This window comes from Streptomyces sp. 2114.4, assembly GCF_900187385.1.
GTDB classification, from domain to species: domain Bacteria; phylum Actinomycetota; class Actinomycetes; order Streptomycetales; family Streptomycetaceae; genus Streptomyces; species Streptomyces mooreae.
Map to the genome: position 1 here is coordinate 4775359 of NZ_FYEY01000001.1, position 17584 is coordinate 4792942.

At 67.9% G+C, this 17584-nt stretch carries 16 protein-coding genes; 1 reads left to right on the forward strand and 15 read right to left on the reverse strand.

Annotation, left to right across the window (positions count from 1 at the left end; translation table 11 throughout):
• Nucleotide 1: 1 nt before the first annotated feature.
• The 4 genes from CFW40_RS21065 to CFW40_RS21080 all read right to left on the reverse strand — a co-directional run bounded on the left by CFW40_RS21065 (nucleotide 2) and on the right by CFW40_RS21080 (nucleotide 7174).
• On the reverse strand, nucleotides 2-1681 hold the full coding sequence (locus CFW40_RS21065) for an amidohydrolase (RefSeq protein ID WP_088799346.1): 1680 nt from the start codon (nucleotides 1679-1681) through the stop codon (nucleotides 2-4).
• Between the two features lie 531 nt (nucleotides 1682-2212).
• A complete protein-coding gene (locus tag CFW40_RS21070) occupies nucleotides 2213-3691 on the reverse strand; it encodes an MFS transporter (protein ID WP_088799347.1) in 1479 nt (492 codons plus the stop codon).
• Nucleotides 3691-5256: an FAD/NAD(P)-binding protein gene (locus tag CFW40_RS21075; RefSeq protein ID WP_176956428.1), complete on the reverse strand. Its 1566-nt coding sequence runs from the start codon at nucleotides 5254-5256 to the stop codon at nucleotides 3691-3693. The genes CFW40_RS21070 and CFW40_RS21075 overlap by 1 nt, the downstream gene beginning before the upstream one ends.
• Nucleotides 5257-5734: 478 nt before the next feature.
• A complete protein-coding gene (locus CFW40_RS21080; protein ID WP_088799349.1) occupies nucleotides 5735-7174 on the reverse strand; it encodes an amidase in 1440 nt (479 codons plus the stop codon).
• 107 nt (nucleotides 7175-7281) lie between these two features.
• Here CFW40_RS21080 and CFW40_RS21085 point away from each other — a divergent pair, with 107 nt between their 5' ends.
• Nucleotides 7282-7953, forward strand: a complete 672-nt coding sequence (locus CFW40_RS21085; RefSeq protein ID WP_176956427.1) for a TetR/AcrR family transcriptional regulator — start codon at nucleotides 7282-7284, stop codon at nucleotides 7951-7953.
• Nucleotides 7954-8030: 77 nt separating this feature from the next.
• On the opposite strand, the gene CFW40_RS21090 is transcribed toward CFW40_RS21085, so the two are convergent.
• From CFW40_RS21090 to CFW40_RS21135, 11 genes are all read right to left on the reverse strand, one after another.
• Nucleotides 8031-9131: a YcaO-like family protein gene (locus tag CFW40_RS21090; RefSeq protein WP_176956426.1), complete on the reverse strand. Its 1101-nt coding sequence runs from the start codon at nucleotides 9129-9131 to the stop codon at nucleotides 8031-8033.
• A 28-nt stretch (nucleotides 9132-9159) separates the two neighbouring features.
• Nucleotides 9160-10446 carry a TfuA-like protein gene (locus CFW40_RS21095; RefSeq protein ID WP_176956425.1) on the reverse strand — a complete coding sequence of 429 codons (1287 nt, stop codon included), beginning with the start codon at nucleotides 10444-10446 and terminating at the stop codon, nucleotides 9160-9162.
• 179 nt (nucleotides 10447-10625) lie between these two features.
• A complete protein-coding gene (locus tag CFW40_RS37195) occupies nucleotides 10626-10778 on the reverse strand; it encodes a hypothetical protein (protein ID WP_176956424.1) in 153 nt (50 codons plus the stop codon).
• A 251-nt stretch (nucleotides 10779-11029) separates the two neighbouring features.
• Nucleotides 11030-11584, reverse strand: coding sequence for a hypothetical protein (locus CFW40_RS21100; protein ID WP_143034546.1), 555 nt, complete (start codon nucleotides 11582-11584; stop codon nucleotides 11030-11032).
• A 74-nt stretch (nucleotides 11585-11658) separates the two neighbouring features.
• Nucleotides 11659-12552, reverse strand: coding sequence for a phytanoyl-CoA dioxygenase family protein (locus tag CFW40_RS21105; protein WP_088799354.1), 894 nt, complete (start codon nucleotides 12550-12552; stop codon nucleotides 11659-11661).
• A gap of 72 nt (nucleotides 12553-12624) precedes the next feature.
• Complete coding sequence (locus CFW40_RS21110) at nucleotides 12625-13911, reverse strand: MFS transporter (protein WP_176956423.1); 1287 nt, start codon at nucleotides 13909-13911, stop codon at nucleotides 12625-12627.
• A 14-nt stretch (nucleotides 13912-13925) separates the two neighbouring features.
• On the reverse strand, nucleotides 13926-15485 hold the full coding sequence (locus CFW40_RS21115) for an amino acid adenylation domain-containing protein (RefSeq protein ID WP_088799356.1): 1560 nt from the start codon (nucleotides 15483-15485) through the stop codon (nucleotides 13926-13928).
• Nucleotides 15485-15727 carry a phosphopantetheine-binding protein gene (locus CFW40_RS21120; protein ID WP_088799357.1) on the reverse strand — a complete coding sequence of 81 codons (243 nt, stop codon included), beginning with the start codon at nucleotides 15725-15727 and terminating at the stop codon, nucleotides 15485-15487. The genes CFW40_RS21115 and CFW40_RS21120 overlap by 1 nt, the downstream gene beginning before the upstream one ends.
• Entirely contained in the window at nucleotides 15727-16851 is a 1125-nt protein-coding gene (locus CFW40_RS21125) for an acyl-CoA dehydrogenase family protein (protein ID WP_088799358.1), read from the reverse strand. The genes CFW40_RS21120 and CFW40_RS21125 overlap by 1 nt, the downstream gene beginning before the upstream one ends.
• A complete protein-coding gene (locus tag CFW40_RS21130) occupies nucleotides 16848-17297 on the reverse strand; it encodes a hypothetical protein (protein ID WP_088799359.1) in 450 nt (149 codons plus the stop codon). Before CFW40_RS21130 ends, CFW40_RS21125 begins: the two co-directional genes overlap by 4 nt.
• Nucleotides 17290-17568, reverse strand: coding sequence for a hypothetical protein (locus CFW40_RS21135; protein ID WP_088799360.1), 279 nt, complete (start codon nucleotides 17566-17568; stop codon nucleotides 17290-17292). The genes CFW40_RS21130 and CFW40_RS21135 overlap by 8 nt, the downstream gene beginning before the upstream one ends.
• Between the last annotated feature and the right edge of the window lie 16 nt (nucleotides 17569-17584).

Below are 17584 nucleotides of genomic sequence, written 5' to 3' on the forward strand. Positions count from 1 at the left end.
GCTAGCTTTCGGCATCGTAGACTACTGAGCCGCCAGCCACTGTGAGTTGCACACGTGCATCTGAAATGGGTGCCGAATGGTCCGTAATGAACCCCGGGGCGAAAATATCGGTGTCCAGTAGAACAAGGTCGGCGCGGCTTCCCACCGCAATGTGGCCGCCCTGGTCGTCGTGATTGACGTACGCGGAACCGATAGTGAATGCGTCCAGGGCGTCATCCAGGTTTATGCGTTGTTCAGGGAGAAATGGGGAGTGGTCACGGTCCTGGGGTGAGATTCTGGTGACAGCCACCTCAAGTTGCTCGAGAGGGTCAGCTGTGGTCACTGCCCAGTCGCTCCCCATGGCCAGTTGAGTTCCTGACGCAAGCAACGCAGCAAACGGAAATTGCAACCTAGCCCGCTCCGCTCCAAGGAAGGGGATTGTTAGATCGTCTCTTTCGCTCGCGCTCTGCGCCCAGAACGCTTGACAATTTGCTACAACTTCCAATTCGTTGAAGCGTGCGATGTCGTCCGGCTGGACGACTTGTACGTGGGCAATGTGGTGGCGTCGATCATTCTTGCCGTTGGAGGAGCGAGCGCGGGAAATCGCATCGAGGCTTTCTCGTACGGCGCGATCTCCAATCGCGTGAAAGTGGACCTGAAACCCTTGAGTATCGAGCTCGGTGACGGCGCAGGCCAAGAGGTCTCGATCCAGATACGTGACGCCCTGCCGGTCACTATCACCACCACACCCGTCGCAATACGGCTCCAACAAAGCTCCAGTGAAGTTCTCCAGCACACCGTCCGTCATAATCTTCACTGACGTGGGGAAAAATCCCGAGCCCAAGTGCGCCATGGGCGAGACCACGGCGAGCCCATGTTCCCTGCGCTCCAACAGTTCAGGGAGTTGTTCCATTTCCCGGTTCCTGTCCCACCATAGTGCGCCGACGACTCGGGCTGTCAGTCGCCCTTGCGTAGTGAGTGACTCGTAGGCGGTTTGGGTAGCGGGAGTGACCCAGGCATCCTGCCAGCCTGTGACACCGAGAGAGTGCAGGTAACGCTGAGCATTCAGAATTGCCGCTTCCCACTCCTCTTGTTGTGGCTGCGGAATAAAATAGTCGTTGACCCAGTATGCTGCGCCTTCCTGCAAGGTCCCCAATGGATCTCCGGTAACGGAGTCACGTTCGATGCGACCGTCGACAGGGTCCGGGGTGTTCTTCGTGATGCCGGCCACCTCAAGCGCCCGAGAGTTGAGCCATGCTCCGTGCAAATCTCCGTTGAATAGAAACACTGGCCGGTCAGGTACGACGGTGTCCAGGTCCTCCTTTCGTGGACAACCATCGGGGAAGTGTTCTGCCACCCAACCACCGCCAACGATCCACGAATTGGCCCGATGACGCTGGGCGTAGGTGGCGATCTCCTCAAGGTAGGCGGATCGCCCCTTAATGCCATGAAGAGAAAGACGTCGTCTATCAAGACCCGCGAAGGGTGCGTGCACGTGACTGTCTTGGAAGCCCGGGACAACCAGCCCTCCCGATGACTCAATTACCCGCGTATGAGGTCCGATCAGGTCGCGGATGCTGGAAAAATCGCGTCCAATTGCAGCAATTCTTCCTCCGCGGACAGCTACTGCTCTAGCCCAGTGCCCCCGACCGAGGCGGACGCGAGCTCCAGTCAGAACATAATCTGCGGGCGCCCTGCGCATGCGCCCTCCAGGAGCGTTGGGTCCCTTATCCTGGCGTGTATAAGATCAACAGCACTCACAGTGAAGCTTGATGCTTCCTCCGCCCACTGTGTTACAAAAAGCCTCTCCCGCGCAGCACATGTACGTCGATCGACTCGCAACTTCACGCCAATTAAAGGTGGTGTCGGCGCCCTTACGGCCGGTGCACTTCGGAGTCGTCGAGGTGCCAACCACGTGCCCTGCCACTCCATACCGAGTCTGCTGGGTGAAATGGACGTGCCGGAGCGAACTGGTGTCAGTCGGCCACGCTCAGGTCTTCGCGCATGATCCGGCGCATGGTGGCGAGGGCGGGTTCGGCGGCCTTGAGACCGGGTCGGTGGGTCCCGGATTCATTCCCGGATGCAGGGACGGGTGGCAGGCTCGTGTGCGTGGCGACCGGGAACGGAGGAGCGTCGTGGGAGCACCCGGCCACGACGCGAGGTGGCGTGGTCGGGTGCTCCATGAGCCGCGCGGATGTGTCCGGGGCCGGCCTTCGTTGACGCGTGGCGCCGGTCAGGAACCGTGTTTCTCGTGGTGGGGTGCCGCCGTCGTGGAGGGCTCCGGCTGTACGGCGGGCCGTTCGGGTTCCGTGCCCGGCTGTCGTTCGGGCGCCGGGCGCGGCGCGTCCGCCGGTCCTTGCGGTGACCGTTCCGCGGCGGAGTGCATCAGGACGGCGCAGACCAGCAGCAGGGCGAGCGCGGGCAGGGCGATGGCCACCGCGAGTCCTGGGAACTCCGGGTCACCGCCCAGTCCGGTCACTCCGGTGTAGGCGGCGCCGGAAGCCATCTGCAGTGCGAAGAACAAGCCGGAGGCGGCGCCTGCGTGCTGTCCGTCGTAGCGCATCATTCCGGCCTGGCAGGTCGGGAACATCGCCCCGACTCCCACCATGCAGAACGCCATGGGGACGACCAGGCTCAACGGCTCGTCCGGCCAGATCCGCACGCTGACGGACATCACGAGCGCCGCGGCCGCCGCGACCGAGGAGGCGAGCCGGGCGACCAGCTCCAGGGAGCGCACCCGGCCCAGGCGCTTGGCCACGCTGCTTCCCGTCACGTAACCGGCGATCACCAGCGTGTACAGGGCCCCGTACTCGACGGGGGAGGCGCCGAGGCCTACCTGGATGGCGTGGCTGGAGTAGGTGGTGAAGGTGAAGTACGCGCACCAGGCGAGGCTGATGGCGGTGGCGAACACGGAGAAGTCCCGGTTGCCGAGGATGCGCCGGTAGGCGGTGAGGGGGCCTTCGGGAGAGGTGCGGGGCGGGGGTTCCGGTGAGGGTGCGGGTGCGGGTGCGGGTGCCGCTGCTGGTCCCGCTTCCGGTCCCGTTCCCGTTCCCGTTCCTGGTCCCGTTCCCGTTCCCGTTCCCGATGACGGTCCCGTTCCCGGCCCCGTCGTCTGCCGTCCGGCTGCCGGCTGCAGTCCGTTGCGCGGCTTGTCGGAGGGCAGCAGGAACACCGCGCCCACGAGGGTGCCGATGCCGACCGCCGTCATACAGACGAACAGCATGCGCCACGAGGCGTACTGCACCAGAAGGCCCGCGAGCGGCGGTGAGACGGCGGGGGTCACCGCGATCACTGTCGTGAGCGCGGTGAGCACATTGAGCCGTTCCCGTTGCGGCAGGTCCTTCTGCACCCAGAGCCGGGCGATGACCGTGCCCGCGCCGGCGCCCAGGGCCTGGAGTACCCGGCCGGCGATGAAGACGGCGACGTTCGGGGCCAGCAGGCAGAGTGCGGAGGCGCCCGCGAACAGGGCGAGGCCCGCCAGCTGGGTCCGCTTCGCTCCGTACCGGTCGGCCAACTGGCCGGTGACCAGCATGGAGATGGCGTACGCCGCCATGTAGCCGACCATCGAGCGGCTGAGGTCCGACTCGCCCGCGCCGAAGTGGGCCCCGATCTGCGGGATGGCCGGAACGAAGGCGGCGAGGGCGAGTTGGGGCACACACACCAGGGACATCAGGCACAGGGTGAGCCCCCGGGAGAGGCGGATGTCGGTCATCAGACCGCCTGCAGGGCGTACCGGTCGTGCTCGTCGACGCTGTACCGGGCGACCCGCGCCGCCTGCCGGGCGACGTACTCCATGGAGCTGGAATGGAAGTGGACGCCCGAGGCCAGGTCGCCGACCACATGGAAGCCCGGCCGGGGGGTGCCGTCCGGACGGAGCGCACGGTTGCTCTCCGGTTCCACTTGGATGCCCCCTGCCGGGTGCGCGGCCACCAGGGAGCGGCGCGCGAGGTCCCGCAGCAGGGAGCCTTCGGGGGCGGCGGTGAGGTCGTTGGTCCGGCCGACGGCGTTGACGACCCGGTCGTAGCGCTCGGTGGAGCCGTCGGCGAACGCGGCCGTGAAGCCGCCGCCCGGTTCCCTGCGCACCGCGGTGACACCGCGCCGGAAGCTGACGTCCCCTGCCTCGGCGAGAGCGACCAGCTTGCGCGCGTTCACCGGCGGCATGGGGTTGCGCAGGCAGGCGAAGGCACGGTGGTGGCGTCGCAGGAAGGCCCGTTGCTCCCCGGCGGGCAGTGCCCGCCAGAGCGCGGAGTACGCCGGGGTGAGTGCGGTGACGCAGCGCTGGAGCAGGCCGGCGGGGCCGGGGTCGGCCAGCCGCGACCGCAGCAGCTCCGCCGCGGGCCACCGTTCCGCGTACGGGCGCACCGCGTCTCGCAGGCTGGTGCCGTGCTCCCGGAGCGAGGAATCGATGAGGGCGTAGATGTCCCGGAGCGTCACGGCGCCCCGGGCGGCGAGTTCCAGGCCGCCGAAGGAGTGTTCCGGATCGTCCCAGCGCGATACCGGACTGGACCTCACATCCGGTACGAAGCCGGAGCGGGAGGCCAGGGTGACCCCGACGCCCTGCTCGGTGAGCACGAGCGCGCTGTCGACGGCCGTCAGCCCGGTGCCCAGGACCAGCACCCGGTCCGCGGGATCCACGCAGGCCAGCGACGGTGCCAGCGGATAGGGCTGGGCGATGAAACCTGGTGCGCCGGCCAGGCCGAAAACGTCGACGGGAGGCAGCGTGCCGACTGCCAGGATCACGCTGTCGGCGGTGAAGGTCATGCCGTCCGCGGTGGTGATGGTGTAGGCGTCCGGGCCTTCGGCGGCCCCGCCGGTCCCCGTGGCCCCGGCGCCCTCGGTGACCTCGGCGATCTCCGTGACCGAGCTGCGTACGGTCGTCACCCGGGCGCCGAGGTGTTCGAGATCGTCGCACGCCCCGGCGAAGACCCCCTCCAGGTAGTGGCCGAAGGCGGCGCGGGGAGCGAAGGCCGAGGCGGCCTTCCAGTCCAGGGGGATGGCGGTGGAACGCAGCTGCTCCGCGGAGCGATTGAGCCAGCGGCGGAACTGGCCCGGGTCGTTGTAGTCCACGGACATCGCCGACAGCGGACGGTTTAACAGGGCGGCGTGGGTGTCCCGTGCGTAGGCGACGCCCGGCCCGAACCGGTCCGTCGGGTCGAAGACATGGATGTCCGCGGCGAACTCCCGGCTGTCAGCGGAGAGTTCACGGGCGCAGGCGGCAAGGAAGGCGGTTCCGGCGGCACCACCGCCTATGACGGCGATGACGGGGCGAGAGGTCACAGAAAGCTCCAGCGGTTCATGAAAAGCAGCAGGTCGGCGATCGCGACGGCGCGCCACGGGCGTCCCTCCCGATCAAGGCCGGTGGGGACCGGTGGTTCCATGAAGCAAGGGGCACGGGGCTGTTCGCGGACGGTCGCGTCGGCCCGTGCCGGGCCGATCGCCGGCCCGGTCCTTCCGTACCCAGGTGCCGAGATGACGGCGCACCCCGCCCGCGGTGGTTCTCCGCACACGTCATTGAGTGCCGCCATTACGGCGGCACCCGGTGGTTCTCCCCCGGAACCCGTGCACGGCAACGGCCAGGCGGGCGACCGGCCGATGTGGCTGATTCTAGGCTGCCGGCCGTCGATCGCCATCCGAAATTGGTCGGCCAAGGTGGCTCAAAGACGCCAATGCAGTGGTTCTGAGCCACTTATGGCCAAATTGCAGCGCAGGGGCGGTAGTTGACGATCCGAGTGGAAGCTGGGGTTCCGTGCGGCCCTCAGCTCTCCTGTCTGTCGGCCCGGTGGGCGCGCGGGTCCACCGGGGTGAGTACGCCCAGGCGTTCCTCGATCCGCTGGGCCGCGTCCAGGCACCGGTCCTCGCGGTACATCCCCGCCACGACCTGGACGCCCTGCGGCAGGCCGGCCGCGAGACCGGCGGGTATGGCCACGGCCGGCACCCCCACGTACGTCGTCGCGGTCAGCAGACGCATCGGCGACATCATCGCGTCGCGCTCCTCCGGGGTCCGCGGTACCACCGGCTCCGGTGCCGGCTGCGTGGACACCGGCCCGAGCAGCAGCGGGAAGTCCTCGAAGAAGCGGGCCCAGGCGCGCTGGACGCCGAGGCGCACGCCGGTCTGCCGCAGGTACTCCTCCAGGCCGACGGCCGGGTGGCGTCGGGTGTCCAGCTCGATATGGCGGGCGCTGTCGTCGGTGAGCAGCCGCCGGAGCACGGGCCAGGCCAGGGTGAACTCGGTGCGCAGGAGCGCGCCGTAGCCGTCGAGGGCGTCCTGCAGCCGTGGCACCTCGACCTCCTCGACCGGGTGCCCGGCGTCCTCCAGGGCGGCGGCCGCCGCCTCGATCGCCGCGCGCACGTCCGGGTGGACGTCGCCGCGGCCGCCGGGGTCAAACACCACGCCGACCCGCACCGGCGCTTCCGGCCGTGGTCCGTACAGCGGTGCCGGGACCGCCCGCGGGTCCTGCCAGTCCGTGCCCGCCAGCACCTCGTACGCCGCCCGCAGGTCCGCCACCGACCGGGCCAGCGGCCCGTCCACGGGGAAGAGCTGGTGGCCCAGGACCGGTTCCTGATCGCTCATCCGGTGGTCGGCCGGGAACCGTCCGTAGCTCGGTTTCAGCCCCGCGACGCCGTTGAACGTCGCCGGGTTGCGCACCGACCCGCCGGAGTCGTTGCCCAGGCCCAGCGGCGCCATGCCGGTCGCCACCGCGACCGCATCGCCGCCACTGGTGCCGCCGGGAGTACGCCGCGGGTCCCACGGGTTGACGGTGTCCCCGAACAGCTGGCTGACCGTGTGCACTCCGGCGATCGCGAGGTCGGGCATGTTGGTGCGGCCGACCGGAATCGCCCCGGCCGCGCGCAGCCGCCGTACCGGGGGAGCGTCCGACGGCGCGACCCAGTCGCGGAAGTACGGCACGCCGTGCGTGGTCGCCGATCCGGCGACGTGGATGTTCTCCTTCACCGTGAACGGCACCCCGGCCAGCGGGCCCAGCCGCTCCCCGGCGGCCCGGCGCCGGTCGGTCTCCCACGCCGCCTGCCGGGCGCTGTCCTCCAGCAGCCGGGTCACCGCGTTCACCTGCGGGTTCACCGCGGCGATCCGCTCCAGGTGCGCCTCTACGGCCTCCGCTGCCGACACCTCTCCCCGAGCCACCAGCTCCGCCAGCTCCGACGCCTTCAGCGCCCACAGTTCCGTGGTTGTCCCCATCGGGCTCTCCCTTCGTTCAGGCAGTGAAGATACGAATTGAAGATACAGACCTGTATTTGGATACAGAACTGAATATCTGGCCGGGGCGCGCGCCGTAGGATGCGGTGGTGACACCCGAACGCAAGCGCCTGACCCGCGAAGAGAGCCGACAGCAGACCCGCGGCCGCCTGCTGGACGCCGCCGCCGAGCTGTTCACCGAACGCGGCGTCAACGGCACCTCCGTCGAGCAGATCGCCGAGCGCGCCGGCTACACCCGCGGCGCCTTCTACGGGAACTTCGACGACAAGAACGCCCTGGTCGCCGAGCTGCTGCAGCACCGCACCCGCCGCGAACTGGACGAAGTCGGCGCCCTCACCCAGGGCGCCGCCTCCTTCGCCGACGCCCTCGACAAACTCCGGGCCTGGAACCGCGAACGCGCCCGGCACCTGCCCGCATGGCTCGCCCTGCGCATGGAGCTCGTCCTGCACGCGCTGCGGAACGAGGAGCTGCGACCGCTGCTCGCCGAACGTGAACTCCTCGCCCGCGACGCCCATGCCGCCGGCCTGGAGCAGGCGTTCGCCGCCCGCGGTGTCGAGTCGCCGGCGGACCCCGCGTTCCTCGCCCTGATCGTCCACGCCCTGGAGGACGGCCTGCTCATCCAGCGCCTGCTGGCCCCCGCCGGCATCCCCGACGATGTCGTCGTCGATGCCTTCGACCTGCTCCTGCGCTCCTGGACCGCGCTTGCGCGGCATCCGGCAGGGGAGGACGACGGCCAGGATCCGGCGTCACGGCGGGCCTGACCGTCGCCAGGGCGTGGCGGCCTGCGGCCGGTTGACCGACATCGCCGATCACACCCCGTCTCCGGGGAACACAGTTCCTAGGCGAGAGTGCGCCCCTCCGTGTAGGCAAGTCCCGGGCAGACCACGCGCACGACACGGAACAGATCGGGCTGTGTCGAGAGATCGGCGACCAGGGGTTCATGGCCGACGGCGTCGTTGACTCGCCCCACGACCGTCTTGAGTTCCCACTCCATGTCGTCGAAGTCCCCGCCCTGGCCGCGTACGGCGTCCGCAAAATCGATGCCTTCGTCGTGGGGGCGAAAGCCGGGAGCCGCACAGGCATCTCTCGGAAGTGCGAAGCCGGAAGGGATGTCATCCCTTGTGGAGCTGATCTCGGTGAGACGGCTTTGCGCGGCTTCGGTCACCGCCCTGGACAGTGCGACGTTCGCATCCATGTGTGTGCCGGAACCGGCACACACAACGGGAAAGAGCGGCGACCAGATCAACACGGTGAAAGTCGGCACCCCGAACCGGTTCGGGAGGCAGGTGATGTGGACCTCGACCCCCGCGCGGCTCAGTCGGTCGAGGAGCGAGACCAGATGCTCATCCCGAATCGTCCTGGGGTCGATGAGCAAGCGACTGTTGCCGCCGTAGCTTTCCCGGCCGGCCAGAACGTCGCGCTCGATGGCCTCATACATCCCGTGCAGACACGCTTCGGTGAAGGTATTTCCTGATGCCAGGCCCGTGCTGCTGGTGTGGAAGATCTTGGGGCGGGTGAAGTGGTCCCCGCTGTAGGAAAGCTGGACGAGGTCCCATGGTGCAGGCACTGGGTCGCCACCGAGCACCGGACGCGTCCACACCCATGACAACCGGAGCTTGTCGGCCCATGCACCCATGGTGCGAAGGTTCAGATCGGTGAGTGCATAGGGAAGACCGAGGCTTTCGGCAGGCGCCGCAAAGGGTTCCAGGGGCGGCCGCTCGGCATGCCAGAGTTCGATGGATTCCATGACGGCAGATAGCTTGGCCAGGATCTTTGACGCACCCTTTCCCTGCGACACCGCCAGCGTCTCGGATGCCGGACGCACCGCGAGGACGACGGGGATGCCGATGTCGTCGAGACGGGTGACATCGGCGATGCGGGTAATTCCGTACCGGCTCAGCTGCGGGCTGAGGCGTGACCATGTGGTGTCCGGCCCCACAGCCCGGTGCGTACCGGGCAATCTGACTTTAGTCATCCGCGTGTGCCCCGCTTGCTGCCGCTTCTGTCACCTGGGACAAATAGCCGATGGTAAAGGGTCTCAGCGCCTCGGCTGCCTGCCGCAGCGAAGCGAATCCTCGCCGTCCGCATTCCGGTAGGAGGTCTTCCTCCACATTCCAGATGCGCGCCAGCAAGTGCCGGCAGGTGGATTGGGGGATGTGCGACAGGCTTCTCCCGGGATGACGGTCCAGATGCTCCCCGGTCAGGCGTAGCCAATCGGACATCACCTGCCTGTCGTGCCGTGTTTCGCCGCGGAGCAGAAGATCGTTCTGCCACGGTTCGCCGAGATCCGGCACAGGGCATATCAGCGTGGTGATGCGGGTGCGAAGAATCGGATCGTCGATCCATTCCCTGGCCGTCGTGCCGAGTTCGTGCGCTACGAAATGACCAAGACCATCGCCTGTTCCTGGAGACATCGAGCGAAAATACTGCTGCATGTACTCCCACCATGTCCGAGGGAAATCTTCATCGAAGATCTGCCGATAGGCCAACCGGTGCAGCATGGATGTCCCGGAACTCATGGTGAATCTTTGGCGCCAGCGGCTCACGTACTCGGTGCGCCAATCTCGGCCGAAGTCGACTCCGAGGGAGGTGGCAGTTTCCGATGGCCGCACATGCGTGGAAAAATCGAGAGCTGCCAGGCTGTCCGCGAGCTTTTGGTCGAAGGCGAACGGATCTTGCCGGAGTTGGGCGCGATACCATGACGCGAATGCGGGCTCACCGCCTGCCTCCGCAATCGAGAGGACGCGTTCGGTGCTGCGGAGCGGATAGTACTCCTGCTCAAGAAGTGCCAGCAGCCGTGAAGCCGATTCTTCGCGGAGTACTCCGGCCCGGCAGCCGGCGAGCATCGCGGCATGGAGGTTGACCAGCGGCACATTGATACCCGTCGGGTCCCCGGACTCGCTGTGCGCCACGCTGACCGCGTCGTCCCCGTCGAAGGTGCCGTCACAGAACCATTGGTAAATCTGACCGACCCCTGACATGCCGAACGTCGAGAGTTCGGCCGCCCGCAGTGCGCCGATGCTTGCCGCCCCCACCACGGTGACGCCTCGTGCCATGGCGTCCAGAATCTCTTTGTGCCGAAGAGCCAGGCGATGATGGTAAACGCCGTCGATGATGACGACGACATCTCCCGCCGTGATGTTCCCGACGAAGAGATCGCCGTGCCCGACCGGACCATGGCGGACAACATCGGGATAGTGCTTGAGCAGGATGGAAGCGGGGCACGACGGCCCGACGAACGCATGGACTGTCAAGCCCTTCCCTTCCCCGGTCTCTTTTCCACGCGGAGAGGGCCCGGGCTTCCCGGAGAATCCATCGGCGAAACTCAGGGAAGACGGGCCCTTCCGGGGTGTATCTCAAGCCGACCTGAAAAATTGAACGAAGCAGTCATTCCCCGCCGGGAATGCGCTGATTGCTTCGTGGTTCAATTTCCTTACGAGGGGTCGACAACTTCCCAGGCGGTGGCGATCCGCGACTCGTCCGCGAAGAGCGCATCGAAGTCTTCCCGTGTCAGCTCTCGCGCCGCAACAATGCTGTCGATGTCTTCCGTGGTCGCCTCAAGGGGCTTCTGAAGCTGATCCAGCATGATTCCTCCTGGAGTTGGTTGACATGTACGTTCGCATTTCGGTGCGTCGCTCGCCAATACCCGAAGCCATGGCTTTGCGGTAATTTTAAGGTGTCGTGATGCTGCGTGATTCCCTGGCTCGGATGTGCTGAATTTACATACCGGCGGTACTTATTCCGCGAATGAATTGCGATGAATTCGCCTGGTGGCGGTCCGGCTTCAGACCTCTTCCGGTGTCCGGGTCCGTGCCGGCTGTGCAGTCTGCGGAGAGTTCAGCCCCGCACATCGGAGAGCGAATGAAAGGTACGGACCCGCTCGGGCCGGGATGTTTCTGCGGCCGGACGCAGATGCCAACGGGCCGCCGGGGCCCGGCCGTTCCGGTGCGGTGACTCGTCGGTCACGGCGACGATGTCGTCCTCGTACACCTCCGTGAACGCATAGCCCATGGCCGGGTCGCCGAGCACGGGGCAGTACTGCACCGCCAGCCGAAGACATGCGGGATGGATGGCGGCGGAGGAGACCACCGCCGACCCCTCCGCGGGCTCCTTGAGTGCCACCCAGGCCGTGCTGTCGAGGTCGTTCCCGCACACCTGACAGCCCCAGAGCCGGCGGCAGAGTTCCGCCTTCACCCGCTCGATCTCACGGAACAGCGGCTTACCGTCTGCCATGGGGGTGACCCAGGGAAAGGGCAGCCCGCCCACCACGGGGCGCGGCAGGCCGGCGGGGTTCGGGAACTCCTCGCCCTTGTAGCTGGGCGGATGGACATAGATGACGTCCTTCATCCGCTGGCCGTCGTCCCGGTCCTGCATATAGACAACTCTCTGCATTTCCTGGTCCGCCCTTCCCCGGGCCCCACCACGGAGCCGTCTGTGATTCGTCGAGTCCGCTGTGCACGCCCGGTTCAGCGCGCGACAGTGCCCTCCCGCAGCCGCTCGATCATCCGCTCGGTTGTGGTGAGGGGCGCTTCCCCGGCCGGGGGGCCGGCCGGGGCGACGCCGGGCCGGTCGTTCCACGTCTCATGGCCGGCGAACGGAACGGTTTCGCCGGGCGAGTACCGCGGCAGGTCACGGTAGGTGTTGACGCCCTCGATGGGCGTGCCGCGCACCAGCACGGGGTCCAGGTAGAGCCCGTCGCTCTCGATGCGGGTGGCGGTGGAGATATAGCCGATGTCGAGTCCGCAGCGCCGCTTCGGTGACGTATTCGCCTCCGAGCAGTGCAGCAGATGAGGATGGTGAATCGAGACATCACCGGGGTTCAGCTCGATGTCGACGATGCCCTGCTTCTCGGCCCATTCGCCCACCAGCCCGCTGTCGGCCTCCGAGAAGAGCATATTGGGCTGGTCCGTGCGCAGGCTCGGTTCGTGCAGCGGCAGCTTGTGACTGCCGGGGATCATGCGCAGGCAGCCGTTTCGGGTGGTGCTCTCGTCGATGGCCAGCCACACCGTGAGGGCGTTCATCGGCGTCAGCTTCCAGTACGCACCGTCCTGGTGCCACAGCACGGGATGGCCGTCGTAGGGCGGCTTGCAGACGTAATGCGCCGTGAAGCAGGCAAGGTCCGGGCCCAGGAAGTGCTCGCCGATGTCCACAAGCCGCGGGTCCGATATGAGGCGGACCCAGAAGGCGTCATTGCGGATCAGCGGGTGGTGGAAGTGCTCGGGCCGAAGCTCCGGGTACCTGGCCGTCAGCCACTCGACATGGGCACGTGCCTCTTCGAGCAGGTCCTCGGGGATGACATTGCGGATGATGGCGAAGCCGTGCTCCTCATATGCGGCAGCGGCCTGATCCAGTGCGGTCATACGGGATTCTCCAGGTGAGCTATGCGGTGGTGGGGGGAGGCGGGGACGCGGCTTGTCGGCGAAGAATGGCGATCAGACCTCCCACTCGGCGGGGAGCGTGCGGTAGCGGCGCAGGGGGGAGAGCAGCAGCAGGACAAGGGGGACACCCATGGCCAGCCCGCCCGCCCACAGGGCCGTACCGGTGGACCACTGGTTGGCGATCAGGCCGCCGGCCAGCGCGCCGAGGGGCGTGGCTCCCTGCACGACGACGCTGTACGCCGCCGTGACCCGGCCCATGTACGCGTTCGGTGTCACCCGGGCCCGCAGCCCGGCCGTGGACACCGACCGGCCCACGATGGCGAAGCCGATCAGGACCTCCGCCAGCGCGACCAGCGGCACGGCGACCTCCCGGAAGACGCCGGCCAGCGGTGCCGCCAGGACAGCGACCGGGGTCAGGGCGGAGAAGACCAGCGTCATCCGTATCTCACCGAACCGGCGCCGGAATCCGGGGGCCACCAGGGAGGCGGTGAGCCCGGCCAGTGCACCGAGCGTCGACAGCAGCCCGAACTGCCAGGGGGCGACGCCGATCTCCTTGAGGAGGAACACCGGAAGCATCGCCAGGATGATGCCCGCGCCGATGTTGTTCAGGGCCGCTTGGTTGAGCAGCAGGCGGAGCAGAGGCTGCTTGAAGAGGATGCCGATGCCGTCCGCGATCTCACGCCGGAACCTCCGTTCGGACTCGCCCTTGCCGCGGGCGATGTCCCCGTCCGGCTGGATGCGACGCAGCAGCACGACCGACGTCAGGTGACAGACAGCGGCGAAGCAGTAGAGAACGGGGGCCGCGACGCTCTGCGTCAGGACACCGGCAACGCTGGGGGAGACCGCCTGGAGGGCGGTCTCGGACGTCTGCAGCCGGGCATTGCCGTCCGCCACCCGGCGTCTGGGGAGCACATAGGGCAGCACACTGCTGTGTGCCACGTCGAAGAAGACGCCTGCCAGGCTCACCATCAGTGCCACCACGAGCAGTTGGGCCACGGTGAGGGCATGGAGGAAGTAGGCGGCCGGTATGCTGCCGAAGGCCACGGCGTACACCACGTCCGCCCAGATCAGTACCGGCTTTTTGCGCCAGCGGTCGATCCAGACACCGGCCGGGAGCCCCATCACCAAAAACCCGGCCCGGCTGCAGACGAAGATCAGACTCATCATCAGCGGCGGTGCATGCAGCAGCAGCAGCGCGGTGAGGGGCAGCGCGAACCCGGCAACCTCGGAGGCCGCGTACCGGAATCCGTTCGCGGCCCACAGCAGCCGGAAGTCCGGGACTTTGAGGACCTCGACCGTCTCATCGGGCAAGGCGCTGACGTCGGCGGAGGGTAGGGTCACAGTTCTGTCTTCCTTCAGTGGACGACCGTCAGCCCGGGGGTGTCATCAAGCTCCGGCCGGGCGGCCAGCTCCGACAGAGCCTTCCGGTCGACCTTCCCGTTGGAGTTCCTGGGCAGCTCATCCGCGACCAGGACAAGGCGCTCCGGCACCATGTAGTGCGGCAGCCGGGCCCGCAGCACATCGGGCAGCGGCTTGACGTCGTCGAGGTGATCCGCCGTCACGAAAGCGGTGATCACGTTGGAGAAGACGGCGTCCGGTGTCGCCACCGCGACACATTCGTGAACACCGTCGAGCGAGTGGAGGTGCCGTTCTATCTCCCCGAGCTCGACCCGGAAGCCACGCGACTTGATCTGGGCGTCCTCGCGGCCGATGAATTCGAGCTCTCCCGCGGAGTTCTCCCGGACCAGGTCACCGCTGGCGTACCACCGCCGGTCGTCAGCGGTGCGGACAAAAGCGCGGGCGGTCTGCTCGGGGTCCAGATAGCCCTCCATCAGCATGGCTCCGCGGACCAGAAGCTGGCCCGGGCAACCGGGCTCCACCCTTTCCAGCCGCTCGTCCACCACAGCGATCTCAGCGCCCGGCAGCACCCTCCCGATGGGGATGACGGCGTCGGGCTGCTGGGGGCCACGGATCTCGTGGAACGTGCAGACGTTGCTCTCGGTCGGTCCGTACACGTTGAGCAGCCGGATCCCCGGCAGGGCCGAGAGCAGCACGTTCACCTCGTCCGGCGGCAGCACCTCGCCGCCGACCACGGCCGCACGCAGCCCCCGCAGTTCCGGCAGCAGCTCCTTGCCCCTGCGGGTGAGCCAGGCGAGGGTCGAGGTCACCGCGTACCAGACGGTGCCGCCGACCTGGCGGCAGAAGTCGATGTGCGCGGCGGGGAAGGGCGCGGCGGAGGCGGGCATCAGGGCGACCGCGGCGCCTGTCCGGGCGGCACCGAAGAGGTGGAGCGTCGTCGGGTCGAAGTGCAGCGGTGCGGAGTTGATGATGACATCGCGCTCCGTGAGCCCCAGCTCCTGGACCGACCAGTCGACGAATGCCGAGGCGCTGGCGTGGGTGTGGACCACGCCCTTGGGAAGACCGGTGCTGCCGGACGTGTGGAGCACATAAGCGAGATCGTCCAGCGGGGCGCGTGGTGCGTCCGTGGGGACTGCGCACCACAGTTCACCGACCGGTTCGGGGCCGAGGGGCAGCTTCTCCCATACGAGCCCGGGGGCGACCGTGCGCCACTGGTCCCGGGCCCCGGCGTCCGCCACCATGGCGCGGGGGAGGCAGCGGCCGGCGATGAGCTCGGCGCGGGCGATGGGCCCGTCCGGATCGATCGGGACGTAGCCCGCCCGGGAGCGGAGAATGCCGTGGACGGCCGCCACCGCCAGCGAGGACTTCGCCCCGTGCCAGACGACACAATCGCCGGGAGTGACGCCCCGCGCGCGCAGTGCCTGGGCGAGGTGTTCCGCGATGCCGTCCAGTTCGGCATAGCTGAGCGTGGTGGTTCCGTCGATGACGGCGGTACGGTCGCCGTGGCGGGCGGCGGTCGCCCGCAGGTCGTCGGCGAGGGATCGGCCGGCCGCCATCAGCAGCCCTTGGACTTCAAGAAGGCCCGGACGGCGAGCGGGCTCTCGAAGTGGGCCGGGAGGATTTCCGAGTCCCTGATGGTGACGGAGAACTCCTTCTCCAGGAGAGAGACCAGGCTGAGCAGGGACAGCGAATCGATGACCCGTTGGGCGATGAGGGCGGTGTCGTCGGAGATTTCGGCTCCCGGCGCCACCTCGCGGACCGCGGCGAGGACGGCCTTGAGTACGGAGTCTTCTGTCATCACAAACCCAGCCCTTCAGCAATGATCTTCATCTGCATATCGGAGGTGCCGGAGTAGTACCGGCTGGCCACCGCGTCGGCCGTCAGCGCGAGGGCGCCCGTCTCCGGTAGCAGCGCGTAGCCGCCGTACAGATCCGGCAGCTCCTGGCAGAACCGGTTGAACTCCGTGCTGACGTGCAGTTTCGTCAAGGACGACCGGCTGTGTTCGAGCCGGTTTCCGTCGGCCGCCCGGGCCGTGGCGTAGAGCAGTTCCCGCGCGCTGGTCAGGCTCATGTGCATCCGGACCAGGCGTTGGCGGATCGTGTCGTACGAGCTGAGCGGCCGGCCGAACTGGCTGCGGGAGCGGGAGTGGTCGACCGCGTGGTGCAGTGCCCTGGCCATCAGCCCCAGGGCAGGCGCCAGGATGAAGGCACGCTCGTAGCGCATCGCATGCATGAGGACGGCGAATCCGCCGCCGGCGCCGCCCAGCCGGTCGGTGTCGTCCACCACGCAGTCGTCCATGAGCAGCGAACACAGCTGTGCGCCCGCCAGCGCGGACTTCTCGATCACCTTGCCGATCTGCAGGCCGGGGGTGTCCCGGGGGACCAGGAAGGCGGTGAGGCCGGAGAGCGAGCTGCCTTCGGCGGTGCGGGCGATGATCACGAAGATATCGGCGGTCGGTCCGTTGGTGACGAAGGTCTTGGCGCCGTTGAGCCGCCATCGCCCCTCGGCATCCTGCTCGGCGTGGGTCTGCAGGGACAGCAGGTCCGAGCCCGCGTCGTACTCGGTGGCGGCGAAGGCGCCCACGGCCGTGCCCGCCGTGAGGGGGTGCAGGTACCTGGCGTGCTGGGCCTCGCTGCCGAATTCGAGAAGGGGCTCCTGGCAGGCCCACATCTGTGCCGCCATGGAGAAGGGCAGCCCGCTCAGCCCGCTCTCCTCGGCGAATGCCTCCAGGGCGAGGCAGGCCGCCTCGTAGCCGGCCCCGGCGCCGCCGGCGGCCTCGGGAACGGCCAGGGACAGCAGCCCCTGAGCGCCCGCCGCACGCCAGGCGGTGGCTTCTTCCGGGGCCTTTCCGGCCCAGGACCGCAATCCGGCAAGCCAGTTGGTGAACTCCGGACCGTGCGGGAGCTCTCGATCCTCCGTCATGTGCGGATGCCTCCGTCCCGGACGGGCCACTTGAACGCCTGGTGGGACTCCGTCAGCCCGAACCGCTGGAAGCTGGAGGGCTGCTGGCCCAGCGGAGCCAGCGTGAGCAGCTCCCGCCCGGTGCCCACACCGAGGTCGGTCGCCAGCCAGCCGAGGATGTCCTCGGCGACGCTGGTGCCCCGGTAACTGGGCCGGAGTTTGATCTCGTGCAGCATCAGCCGGACCTTGCCACCGGGCCGCAGCCGGCCGAGCGCGGTGAGCGCGAAGGCCGCGACGATCTGGCCGTCCGACTCGACGACGTAGTGCGTGGTGCCGGGCGCCGTGTGCCGGTCCGACAGCCGGAGGGCGAACTCCTCGACCTCGCCGGCTCCGTAGAGCTCGCGGACGGCCCCGGCGTCGCCGGTGGCGGCCTGGCGGATGGTCCGCTGAGTTGCGGGACTATCCACCGGCCACCGCCGACATGATCATCACGGTGGTCCGCGGGGGCACTTCGATGTCCGGGGTGCCGAGATCGCGGATGTTGTCCTCACCGACATAGACGCTGACGAAGGGGAGGAGCGCCCCCGCGCCGTCCGCCAGGCGCAGCCGCAGAGCCGGGTGGCGCTCGTACACCTTGTCGATGACCTCTTGGAAGGTGCCGGCCGGCACCTGGAACTTGGTCTCGCCGTCGGCGAACCGGGCGAGCGGGGTGGAAAGGATGATCTTTACCTCGGACACTGCGTACTCCTCTCTG

Coding starts and splice junctions, on each gene's coding strand:
- CFW40_RS21065 (WP_088799346.1), bottom strand. CDS start 1,681: ATGCGCAGGGCGCCCGCAGATTATGTTCTGACTGGAGCTCGCGTCCGC.
- CFW40_RS21070 (WP_088799347.1), bottom strand. CDS start 3,691: ATGACCGACATCCGCCTCTCCCGGGGGCTCACCCTGTGCCTGATGTCC.
- CFW40_RS21080 (WP_088799349.1), bottom strand. CDS start 7,174: ATGGGGACAACCACGGAACTGTGGGCGCTGAAGGCGTCGGAGCTGGCG.
- CFW40_RS37195 (WP_176956424.1), bottom strand. CDS start 10,778: ATGCTGGATCAGCTTCAGAAGCCCCTTGAGGCGACCACGGAAGACATC.
- CFW40_RS21100 (WP_143034546.1), bottom strand. CDS start 11,584: ATGCAGAGAGTTGTCTATATGCAGGACCGGGACGACGGCCAGCGGATG.
- CFW40_RS21105 (WP_088799354.1), bottom strand. CDS start 12,552: ATGACCGCACTGGATCAGGCCGCTGCCGCATATGAGGAGCACGGCTTC.
- CFW40_RS21115 (WP_088799356.1), bottom strand. CDS start 15,485: ATGGCGGCCGGCCGATCCCTCGCCGACGACCTGCGGGCGACCGCCGCC.
- CFW40_RS21120 (WP_088799357.1), bottom strand. CDS start 15,727: ATGACAGAAGACTCCGTACTCAAGGCCGTCCTCGCCGCGGTCCGCGAG.
- CFW40_RS21125 (WP_088799358.1), bottom strand. CDS start 16,851: ATGACGGAGGATCGAGAGCTCCCGCACGGTCCGGAGTTCACCAACTGG.